This window comes from Acinetobacter sp. LipI_19 (genome assembly GCF_058242925.1).
This window is the reverse complement of record NZ_JBZAYK010000001.1, coordinates 4,004,447-4,031,220: the sequence shown is the minus strand read 5'-3', so window position 1 is coordinate 4,031,220 and position 26,774 is coordinate 4,004,447. Positions and strand designations below refer to the sequence as shown.

The 26,774-nt window shown below is 34.7% G+C and carries 23 protein-coding genes; 8 read left to right on the top strand and 15 right to left on the bottom strand.

All coding sequences use genetic code 11. The features are described from left to right. Positions 1-15: 15 nt before the first annotated feature. The 11 genes from AC4CVF_RS19335 to rfbB all read right to left on the bottom strand — a co-directional run bounded on the left by AC4CVF_RS19335 (position 16) and on the right by rfbB (position 10,801). Positions 16-846 (bottom strand): glycosyltransferase, encoded by an 831-nt coding sequence (locus tag AC4CVF_RS19335; RefSeq protein WP_490789937.1) that lies wholly within the window; start codon positions 844-846, stop codon positions 16-18. Beyond that, positions 846-1,676 (bottom strand): beta-1,6-N-acetylglucosaminyltransferase, encoded by an 831-nt coding sequence (locus AC4CVF_RS19330; protein ID WP_490789848.1) that lies wholly within the window; start codon positions 1,674-1,676, stop codon positions 846-848. The genes AC4CVF_RS19335 and AC4CVF_RS19330 overlap by 1 nt, the downstream gene beginning before the upstream one ends. A gap of 13 nt (positions 1,677-1,689) precedes the next feature. Next, complete coding sequence (locus tag AC4CVF_RS19325; protein WP_490789847.1) at positions 1,690-2,793, bottom strand: O-antigen polymerase; 1,104 nt, start codon at positions 2,791-2,793, stop codon at positions 1,690-1,692. A gap of 27 nt (positions 2,794-2,820) precedes the next feature. After that, positions 2,821-3,654: a hypothetical protein gene (locus tag AC4CVF_RS19320; RefSeq protein ID WP_490789846.1), complete on the bottom strand. Its 834-nt coding sequence runs from the start codon at positions 3,652-3,654 to the stop codon at positions 2,821-2,823. 88 nt (positions 3,655-3,742) lie between these two features. Further along, positions 3,743-4,804, bottom strand: coding sequence for a glycosyltransferase family protein (locus AC4CVF_RS19315; RefSeq protein ID WP_490789845.1), 1,062 nt, complete (start codon positions 4,802-4,804; stop codon positions 3,743-3,745). 10 nt (positions 4,805-4,814) lie between these two features. Continuing rightward, entirely contained in the window at positions 4,815-5,951 is a 1,137-nt protein-coding gene (wecB, locus tag AC4CVF_RS19310) for a non-hydrolyzing UDP-N-acetylglucosamine 2-epimerase (RefSeq protein ID WP_490789844.1), read from the bottom strand. Then, positions 5,948-7,210, bottom strand: a complete 1,263-nt coding sequence (locus tag AC4CVF_RS19305; RefSeq protein ID WP_490789843.1) for a flippase — start codon at positions 7,208-7,210, stop codon at positions 5,948-5,950. Before AC4CVF_RS19305 ends, wecB begins: the two co-directional genes overlap by 4 nt. A 61-nt stretch (positions 7,211-7,271) precedes the next feature. Beyond that, positions 7,272-7,841 carry a dTDP-4-dehydrorhamnose 3,5-epimerase gene (gene rfbC, locus AC4CVF_RS19300; RefSeq protein ID WP_490789842.1) on the bottom strand — a complete coding sequence of 190 codons (570 nt, stop codon included), beginning with the start codon at positions 7,839-7,841 and terminating at the stop codon, positions 7,272-7,274. A 66-nt stretch (positions 7,842-7,907) separates the two neighbouring features. Then, positions 7,908-8,810 carry a glucose-1-phosphate thymidylyltransferase RfbA gene (rfbA, locus tag AC4CVF_RS19295; RefSeq protein WP_314338663.1) on the bottom strand — a complete coding sequence of 301 codons (903 nt, stop codon included), beginning with the start codon at positions 8,808-8,810 and terminating at the stop codon, positions 7,908-7,910. Further along, a complete protein-coding gene (gene rfbD, locus AC4CVF_RS19290; protein ID WP_490789841.1) occupies positions 8,810-9,715 on the bottom strand; it encodes a dTDP-4-dehydrorhamnose reductase in 906 nt (301 codons plus the stop codon). The genes rfbA and rfbD overlap by 1 nt, the downstream gene beginning before the upstream one ends. A gap of 15 nt (positions 9,716-9,730) precedes the next feature. Then, on the bottom strand, positions 9,731-10,801 hold the full coding sequence (rfbB, locus tag AC4CVF_RS19285) for a dTDP-glucose 4,6-dehydratase (protein WP_490789840.1): 1,071 nt from the start codon (positions 10,799-10,801) through the stop codon (positions 9,731-9,733). A 387-nt stretch (positions 10,802-11,188) separates the two neighbouring features. Between rfbB and AC4CVF_RS19280 the strand changes: the two genes are divergently transcribed. From AC4CVF_RS19280 to bamJ (AC4CVF_RS19260), 5 genes are all read left to right on the top strand, one after another. Then, positions 11,189-12,289 carry a polysaccharide biosynthesis/export family protein gene (locus AC4CVF_RS19280; RefSeq protein WP_490789839.1) on the top strand — a complete coding sequence of 367 codons (1,101 nt, stop codon included), beginning with the start codon at positions 11,189-11,191 and terminating at the stop codon, positions 12,287-12,289. Between the two features lies 1 nt (position 12,290). Further along, positions 12,291-12,719: a low molecular weight protein-tyrosine-phosphatase gene (locus tag AC4CVF_RS19275; RefSeq protein WP_490789838.1), complete on the top strand. Its 429-nt coding sequence runs from the start codon at positions 12,291-12,293 to the stop codon at positions 12,717-12,719. Between the two features lie 21 nt (positions 12,720-12,740). Continuing rightward, positions 12,741-14,936, top strand: a complete 2,196-nt coding sequence (locus tag AC4CVF_RS19270) for a polysaccharide biosynthesis tyrosine autokinase (RefSeq protein WP_490789837.1) — start codon at positions 12,741-12,743, stop codon at positions 14,934-14,936. Between the two features lie 192 nt (positions 14,937-15,128). After that, on the top strand, positions 15,129-15,836 hold the full coding sequence (gene bamJ / locus AC4CVF_RS19265) for a BamJ family beta-barrel-assembly machinery protein (RefSeq protein ID WP_004723516.1): 708 nt from the start codon (positions 15,129-15,131) through the stop codon (positions 15,834-15,836). Between the two features lie 46 nt (positions 15,837-15,882). Next, a complete protein-coding gene (gene bamJ / locus AC4CVF_RS19260) occupies positions 15,883-16,572 on the top strand; it encodes a BamJ family beta-barrel-assembly machinery protein (protein WP_490789836.1) in 690 nt (229 codons plus the stop codon). A 693-nt stretch (positions 16,573-17,265) separates the two neighbouring features. Here bamJ (AC4CVF_RS19260) and murJ read toward each other — a convergent pair. Continuing rightward, complete coding sequence (gene murJ / locus AC4CVF_RS19255; RefSeq protein ID WP_490789835.1) at positions 17,266-18,816, bottom strand: murein biosynthesis integral membrane protein MurJ; 1,551 nt, start codon at positions 18,814-18,816, stop codon at positions 17,266-17,268. Between the two features lie 88 nt (positions 18,817-18,904). Further along, a complete protein-coding gene (ampD, locus tag AC4CVF_RS19250) occupies positions 18,905-19,477 on the bottom strand; it encodes a 1,6-anhydro-N-acetylmuramyl-L-alanine amidase AmpD (protein ID WP_490789834.1) in 573 nt (190 codons plus the stop codon). Positions 19,478-19,965: 488 nt separating this feature from the next. Between ampD and nadC the strand changes: the two genes are divergently transcribed. From nadC to AC4CVF_RS19235, 3 genes are all read left to right on the top strand, one after another. After that, complete coding sequence (gene nadC, locus AC4CVF_RS19245; protein ID WP_490789833.1) at positions 19,966-20,811, top strand: carboxylating nicotinate-nucleotide diphosphorylase; 846 nt, start codon at positions 19,966-19,968, stop codon at positions 20,809-20,811. Positions 20,812-20,963: 152 nt separating this feature from the next. Next, the gene (locus AC4CVF_RS19240; RefSeq protein WP_490789832.1) at positions 20,964-22,127 is read left to right on the top strand and encodes a DUF2135 domain-containing protein; all 1,164 of its coding nucleotides are present in this window, start codon (positions 20,964-20,966) and stop codon (positions 22,125-22,127) included. A gap of 171 nt (positions 22,128-22,298) precedes the next feature. Further along, the gene (locus AC4CVF_RS19235; protein ID WP_490789831.1) at positions 22,299-24,176 is read left to right on the top strand and encodes an LTA synthase family protein; all 1,878 of its coding nucleotides are present in this window, start codon (positions 22,299-22,301) and stop codon (positions 24,174-24,176) included. A 14-nt stretch (positions 24,177-24,190) separates the two neighbouring features. Here AC4CVF_RS19235 and AC4CVF_RS19230 read toward each other — a convergent pair whose 3' ends face one another. Continuing rightward, positions 24,191-24,355, bottom strand: a complete 165-nt coding sequence (locus AC4CVF_RS19230; protein ID WP_336953823.1) for an ABZJ_00068 family colistin stress protein — start codon at positions 24,353-24,355, stop codon at positions 24,191-24,193. 231 nt (positions 24,356-24,586) lie between these two features. After that, positions 24,587-26,767 (bottom strand): phosphocholine-specific phospholipase C, encoded by a 2,181-nt coding sequence (locus AC4CVF_RS19225; protein WP_336953824.1) that lies wholly within the window; start codon positions 26,765-26,767, stop codon positions 24,587-24,589. Positions 26,768-26,774 lie beyond the last annotated feature (7 nt).

The following is a 26,774-nucleotide window of genomic DNA, read 5'->3' as shown; positions in this document are numbered from 1 at the left end:
ACTTAATTTACCACTCTATTTTTTAACTTTTTTCCGCAGAAAAGTATTATAAAATTTTCCTAACAGTGAACTAGGTACCAACCTAAGTGCTGATCTTATTAGAAATAACATGTTAGCATGAATTGGATTTTGTAACTTAAGTTGTTTTTTTAAATTTAGTAATTGCTTTTCACTTTTAATATATTCTAACCCTTTGCGGCGTCCATGCATGCCGTTATCAATTCGAGCATATACCAACACATCAGCTAGGTTTTGAATCTTATAGCCTTTGGCAATAACGCGTAAAAAAAGATTATAGTCTTCCATCCATAGATGATGTTGATAGCCGCCCACCTCAAGAATATGTGATTTCCGGTAAGCAATCGTCATATTGTTAAAAGGGCTTTGTTTTTTTGCGTAATTCCTTAACTCCTCATTTGATAAAGGAACGTTACGCATACCTGTCGGATTTTGAGTGTCTTCAACAAACTCAAGAATTTGCCCTCCTACAATTGAGATATCAGGATTTTTTTCTAAAAATTTAATTTGTTTTTCAAATCGTTCTGGCACATAAATATCATCTGTATCAACAATACAAACTATGTCATAGGTGCATTCTTGCAATCCAATATTTTTTGCCTTGCCTGTTCCAACATTTTGTTCAAGTTTTTTAACCCGAAGAACTTTACCTAATTTTGCTTGCCATTTAGCAATAATTTGATCTAATTCAGGTGTTAAAGAACCATCCTCAATTAAAACAATTTCTGTAGGTTTTAAAGTTTGTTTATCCCAAATACTTTCCATACATGAATTAAAATGTAATGGATGCTCTTTGTGATAAATAGAGCTTAAGACTGAGAAACTCATCATTTTAAACCCAAACCCCTAAACTTAATAAATTCTGAAATTACATCAGGCTTTACTTTCCTGGAGAACCAGTAGGTACTTTCATTTTTCTCTTTTAATGTATCTAAATCCAAAAATATTGGACTAGATCCATGTTGATAATTATCATCAAAAACAATAAAGCGTTTATTACTGTCTTCTGATAACTTTTCTATTAAATTATTATTTTTCACAAGGTATTGGAAAAAATGTTCATCTGGACATAACTTGCGTCTAAATGAGTTAAGATAATCCTCGTTCGCGGATGACATCATCACTTCTAAATCTTTACGCCCTATTGAAAACCACTGGCTACCAAACAAGCACTTTTCGTCACTTGGTATTAATTTATCTAATAACTTATAAAAAATCGTTAGGGCTTTTCCATACGGCTTTCTCTGATGCTTTGTATCCGCGTGCGGAGTATCAAAACGAACTCTATATCTATGTCTCGGTGATTCATAACATTCCATATAAATTTTTTTTTCATCAAATTCAATACAATCAAAGGCTTGGAAAATTACATCATCTCCACTAATTAAATGAAAAAAAGAATTTTCACTATCATTATTCAAAGAAAAATTTATTAGATTCAATGTCGCTTGAACCATTGAAAAACCAGCCCAAGTAATATTAACTCTATCACTATTCTCCAAGAAATAAACATTATTCAACTTTTGTGTATTAATTAAACTTATATCTGATTTTTTATCGACATGCACATAAAAATTAGAATCTTGATAAAATTTCGCATAAGCATAAATATGTTCAATAGGTTTATGGGTAAGAATTAAAAATGCATTTTTTGACATATGAGCACCATAATTAATATTTTTTTTCCAAATATATACATGACATAATTACAAAGAAAAATGGCATATAAGCAGAGAATAAAGAAAAACTACACAGTAGAAATGGGAATATCAAATATAAAGAGTCTGATTTCAGTTTAATATAGAAATAGCATAATAGTAATGAAAAAAGAAAAATTCCAAAAAAACCAAATTCATAAAAAAAAGTAATAAAAAAATTATGAGCAAACATTCCATTTGAATAATATGAAAAATTATTCAAACCTATTCCAAAAAATTTATTTAAAATTGGTAATTTGTCATAATTATCAATAGCAATATTAATCAATGCAAATTTAGAATTAAAACTTGGATCTACCCCCATAAAATCGCCTCCTAACAAATAAAAGCTAATCATTTTATAGATAAGAATCACGCCTAAAATCGCAGAAGCTGATAATAAAATTGTTCTATATTTTTGGTTTAAATTAAATAAAAAGTAAGATAAAACGAATGAAAAGATTGCAGCTCTTGAAAATGTTCCAATAAGCAATAATACAAGCATTGAAAATCTAAAGAAACCAATATTTAAAATCTTCTGTTTATATAAAAAATAATAAAACATTAAAAAACATAGTAATATATTACCTGTAAAGTTAGAATCTAGATAAAACGGACCAAATTTATAATCATAAAAACTACCACTATTTCCTCCAAATGCAAATCTAGATACAAGATCTACTAGCAAAAACAATATTAAAAAATTTGCAATATATCTATACACAATCAATCTATATTTTTTCTTAATATTTGACCCAATTAATATGGTTGAAAAACCTAAAATTATGCAAAAAATATACAAAAAACTTGATTGGTAATTAGGATTAGCATTAACAGTCTTAAAAACTTCTATACCGATATAAAAAAAACTAAGACTTAAAGAAAAATAGATAAAAAGCATTAATGCAAATTTATCTACTTCTTTAAAGTTTATATAAAGCATAGATAAAAAAATAGGGATTAATCCTAAAATATATGCTGGATTAACAGGTAATATATGAATACTTATAAAGGCTGAACTAATTAAAATAAAAAAAACTATACTTTGAATACTCTCTTTTCTATTTACTAGTTCCATACTTAACCTCTACAAAAAACATTTAATTTATCTTAATTTTTCAATGATAACTTTTTTTTCATTCATGTTGTTATCAATATCTGCCAGTAATTGATTCATTAAAATTACATTAGTACTATTAGAATAAGTTTTACTTTGTGGTCTATAGCTATGATCTACAGCAACTTCATCAACAATACCTATTTTAAATTTATATTTTTCAGCGATTTTCGGCCAAATATAATCTAACCCCCATCCCATTTCAGCACCGTCAGGAAATGGTAGAACATATTGAAATATAGAGGAATGAAATGAAAAAATAGGACCAATTTCTACAAAATTAGTAACTCTTGCAATGGTATTTCTATTTTGTAAAACAATTTTATGAATATTAAAGCTATGCCTTGTCCTAGAAGGTTGAGCAATTTTTAGGTTATATCTATCCACTATATCAATATACACATCTAAAAACTGATCATGAATAACAATATCATCATCCGTAACTATCAAATAATCATAAGCATTTAGCTTAATATCTGAAAATATTTGATTTAAAAGTTTAAATTTCGGTGTTTTTTCTTTTAAATGTAAAATTGTTGATGATTTCAACTCTTCTGGAACTGGGTTCCCACCAATTGCGATCCATTTTTGATCAACAGCATGCTCATTTGATTTAGAAAATTGCTCCATCAAATGAATAGCTTGGTTTGGATAATCTGTTAAATAAATGCCTATGAGTAAAATTTTCTTTTTCCCGATAGATGAGTCTATCACAAACTTTTTAGGAACCTCATTTATCAAGAATATTTTTTGTTTATTAATCCTATTCAAACCTAAAATAAAATGATGTATTTTATTAAACAATCTTATCAACAAACTCATAAAACCCACCTAACATCAACTTTTAATTTCAAAAGATGAATTTAAATTATATCATGATAAAAAACCACATGAAATCGTTCTCATACAATTAATATTTAAAAAACTTTAAATATTTATCAATCTCTACTTTTAGATCGTAATCATTATTATCAAATATTTTTTGAATCACTTCTAGATTTCTCATACTTTTTCGTAAAGATAATTGATTATTTAACTCATTTAGCTTGATATATTCATAGCCATAATCCTCAAAATCACCTATTTTTTCTGAAAGCACAATAGGAATGATGCCGTAGGTCAAATATTCAATAATTTTTGTCGGACAGGCAACTTGGTTCACTAAAATATCATCTCTTAAAACAAACCCATAATGGCTTTTTCGATAATAATCTTCCAATTCGTTAGGCTTTACTGATTTTATCAACAATTGACTAGCATCTATCTGAAAATATTTTACTTTATTTAAAATTTGTTCTGGCTCACCTGTTAATATTGTAAACCTAAATTTATTATCTAAATTATTCTTTATTGCTTCTAGCATAAGATCTATATTCTGCCAAATTTGCGCATTTCCACTATATATAATTTCTACTTTGTCAGATAAGGAATCATTATCATAAATTACTTTTTTCTTTAAATGGCTAGGAAGAATTGCATATACAATATATTGACACCCACTCGATGGATACTTTTTCTTATAATGTATCACCATTTTATTGGTCACAGCAATACACACGTTTACCTTTTTAAACAACATACGTTCTATAAATTCAGCGACTAATGTATGAATCTTCTTATTCTTCATCATTAACTCTTCAGGAACAACACCATGAAGATCTAAAACAAAAAATTTATTAGATATTAAAATAAAAAGAATAGTATATATTGCATTATAAATTGATTGTATATACACAAATGAACACTTATTAAAACAATTTAGTACAAAAAAAAAGTGCAACAGTATATTACAAGAAACTTCCATCCTTAAGTCGTTCTTCGAAACTTCTTTTTTCCAATTATGAAAAAAACTTATATCTAAATAAATTCTCTCATCTCTTTGATAAAACTGATCAATACTTGCTACTCTCTGAAAAAAGCCATCACGATATTCTGCTTCAGTTTGTGGAAATTTACTTAAAAATAAAATCATTGTGCTAATCTCATTTACTTAAATCAGTATAGATTTCAACGATTCTAGAACATGAATTACCATCGCCATATGGATTATGAGCACGAGCCATTTTTCCATATTCTTCATTATCATGAAGAAGTTTTTGTGCTTCATTCACTAAAGTGACTTTATCACAGCCCACCAATTTAACTGTACCAGCTTCGACTGCTTCTGGACGTTCAGTTGTATCACGCATTACCAGCACTGGTTTTCCAAGTGATGGAGCTTCCTCTTGAATGCCACCGCTATCAGTAATAATAAAATATGCTTGATTCATTAGAAAAACGAACTCTTCATACTGCAATGGTTCTATCAAATAAATATTTTCAATATCAGATAAAATTTTGTTGACAGGTTTTTGCACATTTGGATTTAAATGTACAGGATATACAATATCAACATTAGGGTTTTTCTGAGCTATTTCCTTTAAACCTTCGCATATATCAATAAACCCTTGACCAAAATTTTCACGTCTATGTCCTGTGACTAAAATAATCTTTCGTGTTTCATCTAGTCTGTATTGACTACAAATATTTGATTTAATTTTCTCCTTTAAAGTTGGTTGGTCCTCAATTCTTCGCAAAACATATTTCAAAGCATCAATAACAGTGTTTCCTGTCACATAAATGTTTTCAATTTTTTTGCCTTCTCCTAATAAATTATCTTTACTTTGTTGTGTGGGTGCAAAATGGTAATTTGATAAAACACCTGTAAGTTGACGATTTCCTTCCTCAGGCCATGGAGAATAAATATCAAAAGTTCTTAAACCAGCCTCAATATGGCCAACTTTAATCTTAGAGTAAAAAGCTGCCAAGCTAGCAGAAAATGTGGTAGAAGTATCGCCATGCACAAATACTATATCAGGTTTAAACTCAACCAAAACTCCTCTTAACCCTACTAAAGCATTTGCTGTAATATCATATAGATCCTGCCCTGCTTTCATAATATTGAGATCGTACTCTGGAACGATATCAAAAATATCTAAGACTTGATCTAGCATTTGTCTATGCTGAGCAGTTACACAGACCTTCGTTTCAAAATTATTATTTTTTTTGAACTCTTTAACTAATGGAGCCATTTTAATTGCTTCTGGACGGGTACCAAAAACAATGAGAATCTTTTTCATAATTTAAACCTAAAAATCAGTGCTAACATACAAATAGTTAGAAGTATTTCCCCAACAATCATTGCAACAAGCACACCATTGATCAATAAATGCGGAATTAATACTAAATTTAACAACACTGTAACCAGTCCAGCCACAACGAATGAAAATGTATAAAATTTATCTTTTCTTGAAGCTGATAAATATTGTATGCCAATAATGTTATTGATAACACCAAAAAACAACCATATCATCATAACTGCCAAGATGTAACTATAAGACAGAAAGGCGCCACCATAAACAATAGCGATTATTTTTTCGGAAAAAATAGCAACTGTTGTTCCTATAAAAAATGCCACTCCCCCAATAATAAGTGCTATTTTTCTTATATATGATCTTGCTGTTTCTTCATACATAACCTTTCTACAACTTATGGGGTAAAGTGCTTGTGTAATCGGTGCAAATAAACCTACTACCGCTCTAAATAATCTTTCTGCTGCCGAATAATATCCAACCACTGTATTTGTTGATACAAAAGATAGAATCACCGTTCCAGATGAAGTCAGTAAATTTCCAAGTACTGATGTATAAAATAAATTTGAGCCGCCTTTCAAATAACTAATCAAAATATGTATCTTTTGAATCTTGAATTTTATATCAAACCTTGTATAAACTAAAAATAAAGAATAAATTCCTGCAACTATTGCTCCCAACGAAGTCAACAATGGGACCAATAAATAATCAGAACTTTGTTTAACTAATACAAAAATCGCAATTGTAAATAAAATTTTAGAAACTATATTAATAATAGTAATATAGCGCATTTGCTCTACACCCTGAAAAAACCATACAGGGAATAGAATTTGTCCAAGCACTGTTCCAAATGTCAAATAGTATAACCAAGGATCACTACTAAACTTTTTAAATAGTATAATTAAAAGAGTAAGTATAAAAAATGAAATGACAAAAAGTAAAAATTTAATGATCATTACTGAACTAAAAATTTCGCTTAACTTATCCTTATCATCACGATGAAGTGTAACTTCTCTTGTTGCAGTAAAGTTGAAACCATAATCTGTTAAAACAATAAAATAGCCTATAATAGCTGTCGCAAAAGCCAATAATCCAAACTTATCTGCACCTAAAACTCGTACAAGATAAGGTAGGCTAAGGAGTGGTAATATATAATTCATCCCCTGCAACGTAGCTAAAGAAAAAAAGTTTCCCAAAAATCTTCTTTTCTCTTCGTTATCTATTAGTCTATTAAATTTTGCTAACAACTCTACTACTCACATTAAACTCTTTTACATTTAGAATACTTTAACGAGTAAAAACTTAGTTTTAACTTTTAAATATTTTCGCATCATTAAATCTAGGTGCTATAACATCCTTTTCACTTACCAAAACATTTTGAATATCATTTAATGGCCACTCTATACCAAGCATAGGGTCATTCCATAAAATTGAACCTTCACTTTCCTTATTATAATAATTGGTTGTTTTATATAAAAATTGAGTATTATCTTCTAGTGCAACAAAACCATGAGCAAACCCTTCAGGTATCCAAAATTGCTTATGATTTTCAGCTGAAAGCTTTATACCAACCCACTGTCCAAAAGTAGGCGACCCTTTGCGAATATCAACTGCGATATCCCAAGCTGCCCCTTGCACAACGCGTACCAACTTACCTTGTGCATAAGGATTTAATTGATAATGTAAACCCCTTAAAACTCCTTTTTGAGATAATGAATGATTATCCTGAACAAATTGAGGAACATCTAAACCGCGTTCTCGAAGCGCTTGTTCGAAAGCTTTTTGATTAAAACTCTCCATAAACCAACCGCGATCATCACCAAACACTTTAGGTTCAAATATTAAAAGCCCTTCGATCTTTGTTTCAATTACATTCATTGTTTATATCTCTTTTTTAGATTGCTAAGCTTAATGCAAGAAATTATGCTTTAAGCACAACATGCTTCAAACTTTTGATTTCTTTTGCTGCTCTTGGTGCAATTTTAATAAATATTGACCATACCCAGTTTTCTTGAAGAAAGTTGCTCTATTTAGTAGCTGATCAGCATCAATCCAACCATTGTTAAACGCTATTTCCTCTAGACATGCAATTTTTAAACCTTGACGATGTTCAACTGTTTGAACAAATTGGCTTGCTTCTAATAATGAGTCGTGTGTACCTGTATCTAACCAAGCAAACCCTCGACCAAGTAACTCCACATTAAGCTGTGCTTGATTTAAATACAAATTATTTACATCAGTGATCTCTAACTCGCCACGATGTGAAGGTTTAATATTTTTGGCAATATCAACTACTTTATTATCATAAAAATAAAGACCAGTAACTGCATAATTTGATTTCGGTTGTTCAGGCTTTTCTTCGATACTTAATGCTTTGCCCGTTACATCAAAATCTACCACACCAAAACGTTCAGGATCATTGACATAATAGCCAAACACTGTTGCACCACTTTCTTTTTCAGAAGCACGCTTTAATTGTGCCCCAAAACTTTGACCATAAAAAATATTATCCCCTAAAATGAGGCATACATTATCATCAGCAATAAATTCTTCACCTAAAATAAATGCTTGAGCAAGGCCATCTGGCGATGGTTGTACTTTATAAGAAATTTTTAAACCAATTTCTTCACCTGAACCTAACATCTTTTCATAATTTGGCAAATCTTCAGGTGTTGAAATAATCAAAATTTCATTAATTCCAGCCAACATTAATACTGATAAAGGATAATAAATCATCGGTTTATCATAAATTGGGAGGAGTTGTTTTGATGTCCCCATAGTAATAGGATATAAACGCGTTCCTGATCCACCAGCTAGGATAATACCTTTACGTTTTAATTGGCTCATTAGATTATTTCCTCTAAAACTTGTGCTACACCTAACTTCCAATCTGGCAGATGTATTTTAAAATTTGTTTGTAATTTATCGGTATTCAATCGTGAATTTAATGGGCGTTTTGCGGGTGTAGGATATGCTGTCGTCTCAATCGCATTAACTTTTTGAATTGCTAAGTTTTGATCTTTTTGCTTTGCTAACTCGAAAATAAACTGCGCATACTCATACCATGAGCACTCACCTAAAGCGGCAAGGTGATAATGCCCCCATAGTTCTTTTTGTTGTTCTAAAGAGCTAAGTGAATAAAATCTTAAAGCCTGAGAAGTAATATCTGCAATCAATGCAGCCCCTGTTGGCGCACCAATTTGATCATTGATAATACTTAATTCTTCACGATTCCATGCTAATTTCAGCATAGTTTTTATAAAATTATTACCATGTGACCCATAGACCCAACATGTTCTAAAGTTTATATAGGCACAACCACTTTGCTCTATTGCAACTTCACCTAGTCGTTTAGTGTAACCATAAAAATTTACTGGATCAGTCTGATCACTTTCAGACCAAGCTATCTCACCTTCACCATTGAATACATAATCTGTTGAATAATGAATAAGCAAACAATTCTGATCATAACAAATTTCTGCTAAATTCTTTACGGCTAAGTGATTAATTAAATCTGCATTTTGTTGATCAGATTCGGCCTTATCAACTGCTGTATATGCAGCGGCATTTATAACAACATTCGGCTTAACAGTTTCGATGAGATACTGAATATGGTCAAAATCGGCTAAATCACCACTCAAATTATTTTCATTTATAGTACGATCAAGCGCTATAACGTCTCCAAGTGGTTGTAAAGCACGTTGTAATTCCCAGCCGACTTGTCCGTTTTTTCCGAGCAATAATATTTTCATAGTTTAGTTCAGAACTTAGGCTTTTTTAGATTTATATTGTTGTTGAATCCAATTTTGGTATTCACCACTTTGAATCTTTTCAACCCACCCTTGGTTATTCAAATACCATTCCACAGTTTTACGAATACCCGTTTCAAAAGTTTCCTCAGGTACCCATCCTAAATCTTTCTTGATCTTACTTGCATCAATTGCATAGCGTAAATCATGCCCTGGACGATCTTTTACAAAAGTAATCAATGTTTCATATGATTGATTATTTATCCGCGGTTTTAATTCATCCAAAATTTTACAGATGGTTTTTACCACTTCAATATTTTGTTTTTCGTTATGTCCACCAATATTATAAGTCTCACCAATTGCGCCTTCTGTAACAACTTTATAGAGCGCACGCGCATGATCTTCAACAAACAACCAATCACGAATTTGATTACCTTTGCCATAAATTGGTAAAGGTTTACCATCTAAAGCATTTAGAATCACTAAAGGAATTAGTTTTTCAGGAAAATGATAAGGACCATAATTATTTGAACAATTGGTCACAATAGTCGGTAAACCATAGGTTCTTTGCCATGCACGAACTAAATGATCTGAACTTGCTTTACTTGCCGAATAAGGGGAACTTGGCGCATAAGCTGTGGTTTCAGTAAAAAGATCTGTAGTCCCCTCTAAATCACCATACACTTCATCAGTTGAAATATGATGTAATCTAAATTGTTGTTGTTGCTGCTCACTGAGACCTAACCAATACTTTCGAGTAACTTCCAAGAGGTTATAAGTGCCCACAATATTAGTAGTAATAAACTCTGCAGGTCCATCGATTGAGCGATCCACATGTGATTCCGCAGCTAAATGCATCACAACATCAGGTTTAAATTCCGCAAAAGCTTGAGTTAACTTTTCTGCATCACAAATATCAATTTGCCTAAATTGGTAACGCGAGTCTGAATCGACTTCTTTTAAGGATTCTAGATTACCAGCATAAGTCAGCTTATCAATATTTAATACTTCGTCTTTTGTATTTTTTATAATATATCGTACCACTGCTGATCCAATAAATCCTGCACCACCAGTCACCAAAATTCTCATTTCATACCCTGCAAATCATTTTTAATCAATGTAGTTTAAATATTCCAATATAAGTTTACTAAAGCATCTAAATTATGGTTGCAAAAAATGCTTTTATTCACTTTAAATATTGAAATATTATATCTAAACTCAACCTAAATTCATATATTAAATGCTTCTAACCCAGCCGATTTAGTTGCTATACCTAACATCGCCAATTTATTGAACACACTTTATTCTTTATATGTTAAAAAATCATTGTGTAGATACAAGTCAACACACTTCTTTTTCGGTTTTAATACAATTACCATCCAACAATAAGATACCCAACCTGCCTTTTTTAGCTTACAATTCACTTTCAAGATTAGATTCTAAGCAACAACGCAATATAAAATAAGGGTTTTGAATGTGAAGTATCCGTACACATCACTGTTGACAATTTTAGCGATTTCATTTTCGTTTTCTGGTTGTGCGATCACGTCAGGACTTCAAACCTATGATCTGCCTGAGCAAGGCCAATATAAAACTGATCAGGGCGCCGAACTTTCAGTTGTACAACTGAATCAAAATAATATTCCAATTTTAAATACAACTAGCCAATTAAGCTCAAATAATCTTGTATCATTATTTAATAACCCACAAAATATTTATCGTTTAAGCGCTGGGGATGTACTCTCTATTCAGCTTTGGGCATATCCTGAAATTACCCCACCAATCCAAGATGCAACCAATATTAAAGCTGTGGGTTACCCGATTGATCCGAATGGCAATGTCCAATTACCTTTAGTAGGGTCAGTGCGTATTGCAGGAAAAACTTTAGCGGAGACCAATCGCTTTTTACATCAGCAATTTTCAAAATACCTTAAACATCCTGATGTTGTGGTTCGCGTGCTTTCTTATGAAGGACGTCGTTATTTTGTCAATGGTCAAGTCATGCGTAGTGGCCAATATACTTTAAATGACCAACCAATCAGTATTTATACTGCATTGGGTCAGGCAGGTGGTATAGATACTAAAACAGGTGATACCACCAATATCCAACTGATCAGAAATGGGCAGACCTATAATCTGAATACCCTTCAGCTCGAAAAACAAGGATTGTCTCTGCATCAATTATTAATCCAACCCAATGACACGATCTTCGTCAATACTAAACAAGATCAAAAACTCTATGTCATGGGTGAATCAAGCCGTAGCCAAGCGTTGACTCTTCGCGATCAAGGGATGACCTTAAGTGATGTACTTGGTGAGAGTGAAGGGATTAACCCAACTTCAGCAAGTGCTGCACGTATTTATGTAATGCGTACTGACCTTAGCACCAAGCAGTCTACAATTTATCATCTGAATTTAAGCAGTTTAGGTAATTTAGCCTTAGCCAATCAATTTGCCATGCAAAAAAATGATATTGTTTATATTGATGCTACAGGGTTAACCCGTTGGCAACGGATTATGAATCAAGTGATTCCATTCTCAAGCGCTCTATATAGCTTTGATCAATTGGGTAAATAGAATGCAGATTCAAAACATCTTGGTGGTTTGTGTTGGCAATATTTGCCGTAGCCCAATGGCAGAGTTTTTTTTAAAGCAAAGCCATCCTAATCTAAAAATAGAATCCGCAGGGCTTGCTGCCATGGTTGGTCATTCAGCCGATAATAAAGCCATTGCTTGTATGGATGCCCTAAATATTGATATGCGCGCTCATATTGCACGACAAATAAATGCGGAGTTGATCAAAAAGGCCGATCTGATTCTTGTGATGAGTAAAAACCAATTACAACATATTGAACAAAAGTGGCCTTTTGCTAAAGGAAAAATATTTCGTTTAGGGCATTGGCAAGCTCAAAATGTGCCAGATCCATATCAACATGATCAAGCTTTTTTTGATGAAACATGTAAAAATATCCAAGCTTATGCCAATGACTGGCAATCACATCTATAAATTTTAATTAGTTGTTTACCTATGAACCAAAATTTAAAAACTAATGATGATACGATTGACTTAAAAGAGTTATTTTTCTCTTTAATCGCTCAATGGAAAGTGATTGCGCTTTGTGTCATTTTATCCTTAATCTGCGCGCTACTTTATTTACGTGTAACATCACCTGTCTATTCTACAGATGCACTGGTTCAAGTTGAAGATGGAAAAAGTGCTGCCTCTGCTGCTCTTATGGGGGAACTCAAAGATGTTGCTGGTGGCTTGGGGCAAAAGTCTCCTGCTGATGCTGAAATAGAAATCTTAAATTCGCGGCTTGTACTTGGAAAAGTGATAAAGAATTTGAATTTAGATATTCAAATAGATGACAATGCAGATACTTTTTTACATAAATTAGTGTCCAAAGACAAATCTAATCTCAGCTATAGTACTAAAGCAGTTAATTTTCAAAAAAATCAGTCTAGTTTTTCTATTTTAAAGTTAGATATACCAGAATATTATTATGATAAAAAACTTACTTTACAATTTATAGATCAAAAACAGTTTAGTTTAACTTATAAAGATCGAGTTGTATTTAAAGGTATTCTCAACCAAATCAACCAAACCCAAGATAATAAAGGCTTGTGGTCTGTTCAAATTAATAGCTTAAACCCTTTTCAACAAGACTTTACCATCACAAAACTTGCTCTTCCTTCAGCAGTTAAACTGATGCAAGAAAATTATTCAGTTGCTGAAAAAGGCAAGATGACGGGGGTTATTGGTCTCAGTTATAGCGGAAATGATCAACAGCATATTACTCAAGTTCTTAATAATATTTTGAGTATTTATCACGAACAAAACATTGAGCGTAAAAGTTTAGAGTCTAAACAAACCTTAAGTTTTTTGGATCAGCAACTGCCTGAATTGAAACAGCAACTTGAAGAATCAGAGATTAAATTTAATAAATTCCGCGAACAATACAATACTGTTGATGTCACTCAAGAATCAGAGTTGATGCTAAAGCAAAATGTTGAATTGGAAAAAATGCGGATCGAGTTAAAGCAAAAACAAGCTGAATATTCTGCCAAGTATACTCCTGATCACCCACTGATGACGGAGATCAATGCACAACTCGCAGCAATTGATAAAAAGTCTACAGAACTCAATCAAGCGATTAAACGTTTGCCTGAAACTCAACGTCTATATTTACAGCTCTATCGTGATGTTAAAGTCAATACCGAACTTTACACTTCATTATTAAACAGCTATCAACAATTAAAAATTGTAAAAGCGGGCGAAATCGGTAATGTGCGTATTATCGATACTGCTATTGAGCCTGTTGAGCCTGTTAAACCTAAAAAGTTGATTGTGTTAATCCTTTCAATCTTGGTTGGTGGCTTTATTGGAGTAATGATTGCATTACTCCGTAATATGCTTTCATCGGGTATTAAAGATTCAAGTCGTATTGAAAATGAACTTGATCTGCCTGTGTATGCCACTGTACCCCGCTCTCCGATTCAAGAAAGCCGAGTACAATTGCTGAAAAAGAAAAAGTCGATTCCTATTCTTGCAGCTAAAAATAGTGAAGACATTGCTATTGAAAGCTTGCGTAGCATTCGAACTACGATTCACTTTGCTTTAAATAAAGCAAAAAATAATATTATTGCCATTTCAGGACCCGCTCCAGAAATTGGTAAATCATTTATTTCGACTAACCTCGCTGCGATTTTTGCACAGGGCAATAAGAAAGTCTTATTGATTGATGCCGATATACGCAGAGGCTATTTACATAAATATTTCAGTCATGACACTTCACCAGGTTTGACTGAGTACTTAGCAGGTCAAAACACTATTGAACAATGTATTGTTCATTCAAACACTGTAAACAATTTAGATTTTCTGCCACGTGGTAAAAATCATAGTCATGCTGCTGAAATGCTCGGTTCCAATCGTCTTAGCGAATTATTGGAACAGCTTTCTCAGCAATATGATCATATTATTATCGATACACCGCCTATCTTGGCAGTAACGGATGGCATCATTATTTCTCAATTTGCTGGTGTAAACCTTGTTGTTGCACGTTATGCAAAAACTCAGATGAAAGAACTTGAATTAACCATCAATCGCTTTGAACAAGCAGGAAGCAAAGTGAATGGTATTATTCTCAATGATGTTCGAGCAACCGCTGGAGGTAATTATGGCTATAATTATGCTTATGCCTACACCGCTTCTAAAGATGATTGATATCTAATAAATATCAAAAAAAGCCAGATTGAATCTGGCTTTTTTGTGCCGAGTTTTTAAACAATATAACTGTATATTTTTAGTTGTCATCATCAGATAACTATATCGTTTACGATGAAGAAGTTATATGCTTGAGCAGATTATGCTAATGATCAAATTAGCCTCTTAAAAGATTAAAATTTGGAAATTTTTATGAGTAAAGCCTTACCCATCGCAATTGCTGTAATCTTAGGTGGTGCTGCACTTGTACCTGTTTATTATGCATCTCAACATCCTGCTGATGTAAACAGTCATTCAATGTCAAAAAATGCTAAACCTGTAGAAAAAATTAGTTATGCACTTGGTTATGAAGTTGCGAGCCAAACCCCACCGGAAGTCGATGTGAATACATTTATCAGTGGTATTCGTGATGGTCATGCTAAAAAACAACGTGCCTATACAGATGAAGAATTACAAGCTGCGTATGTTGACTTCCAAAAAGAAATGCAACAAAAGCAATTACAACAAAGCAAAGAAACAGCTTCATCAAATGACTCATTCTTAGCAGAAAATGCGAAAAAAGAAGGTGTTAAAACAACAGCCTCAGGATTGCAATATAAAATCACCAAAGAAGGTACAGGTAAACAGCCTGCTGCTACTTCACAAGTCACAGTACATTACAAAGGTCAGTTGTTAGACGGCAAAGTATTTGACAGTTCGTATGATCGTGGTCAACCCGTTGAGTTCCCTTTAAATCAAGTGATTCCTGGTTGGACTGAAGGTTTACAACTGATGAAAGAAGGTGGAAAAGCAACCTTATATATCCCTGCAAAATTGGCTTATGGTGAACAAGGTGTTCCGGGCACGATTCCTCCAAACAGCACTTTAATTTTTGATGTTGAACTTGTTAAAGTGAAATAACATTTAAGAAAAGGAGAGATTTACTCTCCTTTTTTGGATTTAAATTATGAAAAAAACACTTATTGTACTTAGTCTTAGCATGCTGAGTACAGCAGCTTTCTCAGCACCGATTAACAATAAAAGCTCCCAACAAGATCAACTGGGTTATAGCTATGGTTATGTCATGGGCCGTACCAATGCTGACACCCTAAAACAAATTAATTTAAATGCCTTTATCCAAGGGATTAAAGAAGGTTCTACGGGTCAGAAAGCAAGCTTAACTGATGAAGAAATGGCAAAAGCACTTGCACAATATAAACAGCAAACTGAAGCAAAACAAATGCTTGAGTTTAAGCAAGCTGCAGATGTAAATGCCAAACAAGGTGAAGCTTTTCTTGTAGAAAATGCAAAGAAAGCAGGTGTGATTACTCGCCCGAGTGGTTTGCAGTATAGTGTTTTACAACCAGGCACTGGAAAATCGCCCTCTGCAAAATCTAAAGTCTCTGTAAACTATGAAGGTCGTTTATTGGATGGGACTGTATTCGACAGTTCTTTTGCACGGAATGAAGCTGTTGAGTTTCAAGTTAGCCAAGTAATTCAAGGATGGACTGAAGGTTTGCAACTGATGAAAGAAGGCTCGAAATATCGTTTCTTTATTCCAGCAAAACTTGCCTACGGCGAGATTGGTGCGGGTGATGCGATTGGCCCAAACAGCACATTAATTTTTGATGTAGAACTATTAAAAGTTTTACCTTAGTTTCAATGCTAAATAGTTTTAAAAATAAAAAGCATCGCTCAATTGCGATGTTTTTTATGCTCTAATAAAAAATCTTATCGCATTTCATAGACGTAAATTCATTCCTTGGTCAAACTTACAGTACTGTATCTTATATTCATAGTCAAACCACCTAATTATTCACACAATTGATTTCTATCAAGTTACTGATTATAAACTAAGCTTATGTTTTTATATGAACTTTTAGAAACTGTTTTTATCAATTCATTTTTTTACTTTTGAATCATAGATGATTATCCTACCGTGGGGCGACATGGATGTCGCCGTTGGGCGGGGGTACAGGACGTACCCCTCGCCTAACATGAGCAAAAACAAAGCACGGCTTTGTTTGCAGCGCAAGGTTTGGCATCCTCTACGAAAAGTGAGGCATCGCCTGCGCAAAGGTATTTAAACATTAAATGTAAGGTGTGGCATTGCAAGATTTTTTATAATTAAATAATTTATTTTTCCATTTAGTTGATTTAATTGAAAATATTAATTAAAAGAAATTATGTTCTTGTGTCTGAGTTTTTGGACAGGTTAACTATAGAATTTAAATTCTATCCCACAAGCTATGGCGACATCCTTGTCACCATGCACTAGATACATCACTTATGATTGAATGATGCTCAAACTAAAAGCTATCTCATTTATATTCTGTTGTTTAGTCTTAATTTAGTGTTTTAAATGTCTTGGTCTAAAACCTGCTGCAAGCAGAGCAATACCATAAGCTACAATACCCACCACACACAACCCGACAACTTCAAGAATTCGAAGCCATTGCGACGCTGTACCATCATACCAATTTAAAGCAAACCATAGCGCACCAATCATCACGATATTAGCTATGGCAAATTGAAGGAATAATTTTTTCCAGTGCGCACCAAAACGGAAAATATTTTTCTTATGTAAATAAAAATATAACATCCCAGCATTGACCAAAGCTGAACCTGAAGAAGCAATCGCTAAGGCCATATGCTCGGCTTGCCAATCAATCAATTTAAAAATACCAATAAAGATAATATTTAAAATCGCATTGGCTGCAACAGCCATTAAGCCAACACGTACCGGGGTTTTGGTGTCCTGAATGGCATAAAAGCCTGGTGCAAAAACTTTAATCAACATAAATGCCAGTACACCACCACTCATACATTGCAGTGCCATAGCGGTCATTTGCGTATCACGTGCATCAAAAGCACCATGCTGGAAAAGTGCTTGAATAATTGGCGTAGATAACATGAACAAAGCAATACTAGCTGGGACACCCACCAAGACAATCACACGAGCAGCCCAGTCCAACATTCTACGGAACTTGGCCTGATCTTGTTCTGCTTTACTCACGGAAAGAGACGGAAGAATCACCGTACCTATGGCAACACCAATCAATCCAAGTGGCAACTCGGTCATGCGTTCAGCACTATATAACCATGACACCGAGCCATCTTGCATGAATGATGCCCAGATTGTATTTAACAATAAGTTAATCTGAGTGACTGATACACCAAACAAAGCGGGTAACATCAGTTTTAGAATCCGATCTACACCTTCATGTTTAAAATCAACTTTAGGTGGAATCAGTAATTTTTTATTCCATAATTCAGGGATTTGAATGGCAAGTTGTAAAACCCCTGCTACAACCACAGCCCAGCCTAAAGCCATGATCGGTTGAGCCATATGCGGGGCTAACCACCAAGCACCAGCAATCATTGCCACGTTGAGTAATACAGGCGAAAACGCTGGAGAAGCAAAAGACCCATAACTATTTAAAATACTGCTGGCAAATGCAGTCAATGACATAAACATCAGATAGGGAATCGTTAAACGAAACATATCTACAGCCAGATCAAATTTTGCAGGATCATTATGAAAACCGGGTGCATAGACATACAAGATCACAGGCGCAATAATCATACTGATTAAAGTTAACAACGACATCACCATTAACAAACAGCCAAACACACGACTAATGAGAATCTGTACTTCTGCATGCACTTTTGTGGTTTTATATTCGGTGAGTACAGGAATAAAGGCTTGTGAAAAAGCCCCTTCTGCAAATAAACGCCTGAAAAAATTGGGAATACGAAAAGCAACCACAAAGGTGTCAAAATCCTTACCTGCCCCAAACACATTGAGCAAAACCATATCTCTGACTAAGCCCAAGACTCGTGACAACATGGTCATTGCACTGACAATAAAGGTGGATCGCCACAGCGCCATCGTATTCACCTAGTTAAAATAAAGTCGCTATTGTAATTAAATATTCTTAAAATTGCGTTGTTAAATCATAACCAGACGCTTATTTACTTCACTTGTTCTATCTTAATTTTTTCTGATTCAAACTTTCTCTAAAAAGCTGCCATTGAAAATGTGGTCCAGGATCAGTTTTTCGTCCTGAAGCAATATCAGAGTGCCCTGTTAAATGATGATCAGTTTTCGGATAAGCATGTTGCAAAGTGGCAACCACATCAACCAGTTGTTGATATTGGATAGTTTCAAAATCGCGATCATCACTTCCTTCAAGTTCAATGCCAATTGAATAGTCATTACACTCAACTTTACCCAGATAAGCTGAACGTCCTGCATGCCAAGCCCGATCATTAAAATTAACAAACTGGATAATTTCACCAGTTCGTAGAATCAATAAATGTGCGGAAACCTGCATACCCTCGATGGTTTGGAAATAAGGATGGACTGACCAATCCAGTTGATTTTGAAAAAACTGTTCAATATAACCTCCACCGAACTGTGAAGGGGGCAAACTAATATTGTGAATCACAATCAGCTGAATCTCTGTATTTTCAGGGCGTTGATTATAGTTAGGAGATGGGACTTGTCTTGCGCCAATCAATTGACCATTCACGACCTGAAACTGTGGTGCAGATTGCATATCTTATTCCTACAGAATTTTTCTATTTTCAATAAAGCTGATTTTCAATATTTTAGTGTACTCTCGGGTCTGTTGACAATTCGTCTATGTTTGCGACGACGAGTATTTTTTAGGCGATACAAGGCACGAAATACGAAATTTAGTCATTCTAAATGATGAGAAACATCGTTTCGCAAGGTAACATGTAGCGGCAAAAAAGACTCTAGTCCTCAGCTTCGACTTTCACTGCGAATAAAGTAATGCTTTGTTCTTGTTCAAGTTATGACTAAAGTCATCTCAGTTTGCGTTATGAAACTTAAAAATAGTCTCACTATTCTCATTCATATTTTACGATGTATACGTCTCGTGCTTAATTTGAACCTACAACGCAAACTATTTATGAAATGTTAACAGATCCTAATCTGTATAAAATAAAAACTTCTTCAAACTTGCAACGACAGTGCTAATATATCGCTCAGTTTTTAAGGGTGACTAAAATAGGGATATCCATGAGCATACCTGAATCTTTGCTTGAACAATCTATTCAAATTAATATTCAACAAGCACTCCAAGAAGATATTGGTGATGCTGATATTACTGCCCTACTCACACCAGAAGATGAGCAAGCGACTGCCACGATCATTTCGCGTGAAGATATGGTCTTGGCGGGACAACCTTGGGTCGATGCGCTGATTAAAGCGTATGATCCAAGCGTACAGATTACTTGGCTTAAAAATGATGGTGACTGGGTCAAAGCCAATGAAACCATTTATAAATTGGCAGGTTCTGCGCGTAGTTTGCTGACTGTTGAGCGTCCTGCATTAAACTTTGTGCAAACCCTGTCTGCAGTCGCAACCAAAACGGCTGAATATGTAAAATATCTAGAAGGTACAGCAACCAAATTATTAGATACACGCAAAACTTTGCCGGGTTTACGGATTGCACAAAAGTATGCAGTTGCTGTAGGTGGCGGTCAAAACCACCGCCTTGGTTTATTTGATGCGTTCTTAATTAAAGAGAATCACATCATGGCTGCCGGTGGTATTGCTCAAGCAATTTCCAAAGCGCATCAAATCGCACCAGGTAAGCCTGTTGAAGTCGAAGTTGAAACATGGGATGAACTGAATCAAGCACTTGAAGCCAAAGCCGATATCGTCATGCTAGATAATTTTAGCCAACAACAAATGATTGATGCGGTTAAACATGTTGCAGGGCGCTGTAAATTAGAAGCTTCTGGAAATATAACTCTTGAGAATTTAAGTGAAGTTGCACAAACAGGTGTTGACTATATTTCGATGGGTGTATTGACTAAAGATGTTAAAGCGATTGATTTATCTATGCGTTTTAATGGCTAATCACTCAATCATATTCGGTCATAAAGCAGTATCAATATACTGCTTTTTTTATTACAAAATATAACGATGAGTCAATAAATAATCAGCTAATTTTATGCAAAAGACCTTCTAAATAACAATCAAATTACGTGTACCAACAAAAGAGATAAACAATGAAAAAACATATTTTATATTCATCACTATTCACATTATCTATTCCGATCCTGAGCCATGCAGACACAGTCAATGTGCATGTGTTAAGTGCAACAGTCAAAGATCAAAATATTGCTAATGCTGAAGTAATTTTGCAAAAAAATGGTGAACGCTCTGCATCAAGCTCTACCAATACAAGTGGCCGAGCCTCAGTCAATAGTAATACTATAAACAATTCAGATGATTTACTGATTATCAAAAAATCAGGTTATTCAACACTGGTTGCAAAATGTCCATGTGATGGCATGACCTACGCCTTAAGTCCGGTACTCAAAGATCTCAACAGTATGCGAATTGTACTGAATTGGGGGCAAAATCCTTTAGATCTCGATTCACACTTAAGTTATAAAAATCAGCATGTATATTGGGACAGTAAACAAGGTTTGGCTGCAAACCTGGATGTGGATGACACCGACTCTTATGGTCCTGAAACCATCACGATCGATAAACGTTTAGAAGGTCAATATTATGTGTATTCAGTACATGACTTTTCTGATCGCACTCAACCAACTACGACCAATTTATCCAATAGCCAAGCCAAAGTCATGGTGTATGCGGGTGAATCACTGATTCGTTCTTATTATATTCCAACTGGTCAAACCGGGAATTTATGGACTGTATTCCGCATTAGCCCTGAAGGTGAAATTCAAGACATCAATCGTATTTCAGGAACCACGGTTAACGCAAGCCAAGTGGGTTCAACAGTATCAAATTATCAAAATCAAACCACTCGGGTAAATATTGTTCCTGTCTCAGCCGATGCGCAAAAAAGAGCCAAGACACTTAATTTAAGTGCAGATAAAGCCTATCAAAACAACCAGATTGAACAAGCTGCCATGCTCTATCAACAGTCTATCGACTACAATCCAAATGTTGGCCAGACCTATAGTAATCTTGCCGTTGCTTATCAAAAGCTCAATCGTTCCTCAGAAGCTTTATGGGCAAATCAAAAAGCCATTGCTTTGGCAGCCAATAACAATACCAAAGCTTATTCTCACTATAATATGGGTAAAATCTATGAAAATAATCAAGATTATGCCCAAGCTAAGCAACATTACCAATTGGCAAATCAATACAAACCAAGCGCGACTTATGATGAAGCGATACAACGTGTAAGCCAGTAAAAAAATTGCCCAAAGGATATCTACATTCTTTGGGCAACTTTGATGCTTTAGTTTGCTATTTTTTATTGATTAGTTTTAATTTTGCTTACAAAACAACCAGTTTTTACATAGAAAAGCCGTCTGAATAAGCCTATAATCTTTGGCTTCCAATACATTCCTGTAATTAGGCCAATGAAGACTTTGAAACAACAAGTTTTGTTTTTACTTGTCGCTTTTTTATCTGTATTTGCTTTTTTCTTATACCAAGAAGATATCACGCGTTTCTTTCAATTACGTGACATCTATCTAAAACCACGTCTGTATAAATATGGCTTTTCAATTCTCTTAAACTACGCCTTTATTAGTTTATTTTATTTAATTTTAAGAAAAACCTTTGCGACTATTTTACTCAGTCAATTTATTATTTTTTTGCTGAGCTTTATCAATATCAAGAAAGAGCAATATCTTTCTGCGAGTTTGGTTCCTAGTGATTTTTTATTATTTAAAGAAACCTTTATCGCCTCTCCAATCATGCTCAAAATTGCGGTCTTTGCAGCAATTGCTGTGTTTATTGGACTATTTGTATTTCTCTATAAAAAAGAGAAATTAGGGACAAAGCCGCTCCTCCTGACAAATAGCATTTTATCTTTTGCTATCCTTGGCTTCTTTATCACTGCGAACTTTAAAAATAATTTTAGTGAAGCGTGTGCCAATGCAGCAAAAAATTCAATTTGCCAATATGCAAAATATTTACCCAATACTCGTGGTGACTGGATCGGTGATCATTTAACCATTAAATACTTAGGTTTTTCGACCTTCTTTTTTTCCAAAACCGTAGATGGCTTAAACAATAAAATTTTCCAAACACAAGTTATTCCTGAAGAAAAAGTTGCTGCTTTTTATCAACCAGTGACGGTTGAGCATGATGAAGAACCTACAGCGAATCTAGCATCAGATGATCAGTCACAACAAAAGTTATTGCCAAATATCGTTTTTGTGATGAGCGAGTCGCATTGGGATGCCACAAAATTAGATAGAAGGATTCCACGTAACATCACCCCAACAATTACTAAAAATCAGGTTTCTAGCTTATTGTCTCCAAGCTTTGGAGGAGGAACTGCTAACGTTGAGTTTGAAGTTTTAACCAGCCTAAATACCTATTTAAATCATAATGAATTGGCTTATGTATCAAAATTAAAACGCCCAACCTATTCATTACCAATGTACTTAAATACATTGGGTTATGAAACAACTGCAATGCATAACAACGGCAAGTATTTTTATAACCGTAGCGCAGTTTATCAAAATCTAGGTTTTAACCGTTTTACTTCAATTGAAAATATGATCAACATGGCTGATCGCGCCAAATATATCAATGCTGCGGGTTGGGCTACTGATGATTTGATTTATAACAGCATTGAAAATCAGCTTAATAATACCGACAAACCTCAATTTATCTATGCCATCAGTGTTGAAAATCATCCAATGTATAGTGATGATCGCTTTGGTAAAGACCATTTTAAAATCACTAAAGATGGTGTGAGTGAAAACAGTAAACGTGCACTGAACACTTATTTAACGGGTATGCAACGTGCTGATGATAAATTTAAAACCCTGATTGAGCATGTCAAACAGCTTGATCGCCCAACAATTGTGATTTTCTTTGGTGACCATTTACCCAACTTACAAAGCGTTTACGATGAGTATGGCTTCTTTAAATCAGAGCAAGAAAAAGCTGAGAAAAAAGATGTGCGCTTCTTTGAAACACCACTTGCAGTTTGGGCAAATTTCCCGATTGATCAAAAGCAATTTAAAGGGCCTTTTGTGGCAGCACATTTCTTAGCACCCAAAGTATTAGAAGCTGCACATATTCCTCTTTCACCTTACTATGCTTTTGTAAATAAGGTGAGCGCTTGTTATACAACCGTTCATCAGACAGGTACGCAAACACAAAAATCTTGTGAATTTAACCAAGCTGAGATTCTACAACAGTATAAAGACATGAATATGGATGTGTTAAATGGTAAGAATTTCACTTATCAGATGTTAAAATCAAAAGCTGAAAGCTAGTCCTGTCCAAATGATTAAGAAGGTTCTCCTGAGTCTTCTTGATCATGCTGTCGTTCAGCCTGTTGTTGCGGTTCATTATTTTTTGCGTCAAATTCTTTGCTTTCGAAATCTTCACGGCGTGGATCTCCAGCCATCAATACAAAGGTAATCACCGCGAATAGAACAATGAGTATTTTCATAAACCTGCCATTTGCTAAAATTTTAAATATTCTAAATATCGGCTGATGAAAAGATTTGTAGAGTCTGTATACGAAACAAGGGATTTCAGCTGATTTATGTATCTATTGAGATAAATAGATGATTGGAATCTTAATCATGTAAGTTTGCGCAAATTATGTGAGCATTTATCAACTCAAAAATAAGGTGCAAAGCGCACCTTATTTAAATCATAAAAATTTAGCTATTTAAAATTAAGATTCTATGAATCCCATATAAGGGTCAGAAAATGAGTCTTTACCCGTTTCAATACGCCCAGCAAAACGGCGTTTAAAGGTGCTATCACCGTCTATTGTCACAGTAAAATCATACCAACCACCGAAATCAGACATATTCCAATTCAACTCCTTTTCTGTAGAAGCAGTTTCGATATTCCATGTCTTATTGGGTAGATAAGCATTGGCTTTCACCGTCAATTTTGCTGTTTTCGCAGCGTCATTACGAACTTTTAAATAGAGTTTAGGATCACACTCTTCAACACATACACGCACTTCTGGCAATGCATCTATTTGTGCAGACTTGACTAAATCTCCTGCAAAGCCACGATGGAAGCCATTTGGACCCAACACCCATAAATCGTATAGTCCATTTGAAGTGTTCCATACATCGTCCAATTGTTTGCCTGCTTCAACCATATAACGACGAGGAATTGCGTCTAAATTCAATTTGTCGTAAACATGGAAAACTGCGGCATGTGTTCCTGTATTGGAGAACATTAACTTCACCGTTTTTGTTGCCACATCAACTTTCGCACTACTATGTAAAATATAAGGTAATGCCCGAGACAATCGTGTTCCTAATTCTTGAACAGGATAGACCTGACTTAAAGGACGAGAGACCGGCGGCAATAGCGCTTGCGCATTACGAATCGTATCTGCATCATTTTTGGTTTTTTTACCCATCAAGTCCGAAATAGCCGTAGTATTTGGATTTTTAAAGTCAAAAGCTGTGGTTAAATCACCACATACAGCACGGCGATATGGACTAATATTCGGTTCTTGCACGCCAAAACGTTGCTCTAAGAAACGAATAACAGACGAATGATCAAAAACCTGTGAATTTACCCAACCTCCACGGCTCCACGGAGAAATCACATACATGGGTACGCGTATTCCTGGACCATAGACACCCACACCATTGCTGACTTTAGGATCAGTAAAATTAGGTTGCCCTGCTGAAGCTTTGGGATGTGTAGCGTATTCATATGAGATTTGTTCATCACTTAAGGTGGTTTTACCTTGCATCACACCTGAAGCATCTTTTGACGGTGCACTTGGTGACGGAACGTGATCAAAAAAGCCATCATTTTCATCAAAGTTGACCAATAAAACCGTTTGACTCCAAATCGCTGGGTTTTCCGTTAAAGCATTTAAAACTTCCTGAATGTACCAAGCACCTTGTACAGGGCTTGATGGTCCGGGATGCTCACTATAGGCCGCAGGTGCAACCATCCAGCTGACTTGAGGTAATTGACCTTTGGCAATATCATCTTTAAATGAAGCAAGGAATCCACCATCAGGCATCGTATTGGCAATCCCTTTATACAATGGTTGTGTTGCATCAATGGCTGGATCATAAGCAGGACATGTACTGTCATTGTTTACAGGTTTACCGGATAACTCATTGGCACGGCGATACTGTTTAAAGCCCGCTAAAGGATTGTCAGTAAAGTTATCTGGCATGTTTTGATAAACTTTCCATGTCACACCCGCTTGTTGTAGGCGCTCTGGATAGGTTGTCCAATCATAGCCTGTGCTTGATGCACCAATACTGTCCAAGTCATTTACGACACTGGCGACACCCGCAGCTTTAGGACCGTTTGAACCTGTCCATAAGAACATACGATTCGAATTGGTTCCTGTATGCATTGCACAATGATATGCATCACACAGGGTAAAGGCGTTGGCAAGTGAGAACTGAAATTCAACTTCTTTTTGTTTGTAATATCCCATAGATTGGGGTTGCTTATATTGTACCCAATTGCCCATACGGCCATGGTTCCAAGCAAATTGCCCATCTGTCCATGAGTGTGGCGTACCGCTAACACGTTGTGCATTGCCACGAGTGCTGTCTAAATGATAGGGAAAAATTTTGTTCTTATCTTTATCATATTGTTCCCAAATCTTACGCTTGTCGGATAGCGGAATCGTAAAACGATCACCAAACCCACGAACACCTTTTAATGTTCCAAAATAATTATCAAACGAGCGATTTTCTTGCGTCAAAATGATGACATGTTTTACATCTTTAATCGTGCCTGTTTCGACTTTGGCGTCAATGGCTAAGGCTTTTTGGATGCTGGCTGGAAAGCTGGCTAAAGCGGCTGTACCAAATATTGTTTTTGTTGAATTGACTAAAAAATCACGACGGTTCATCTCTATT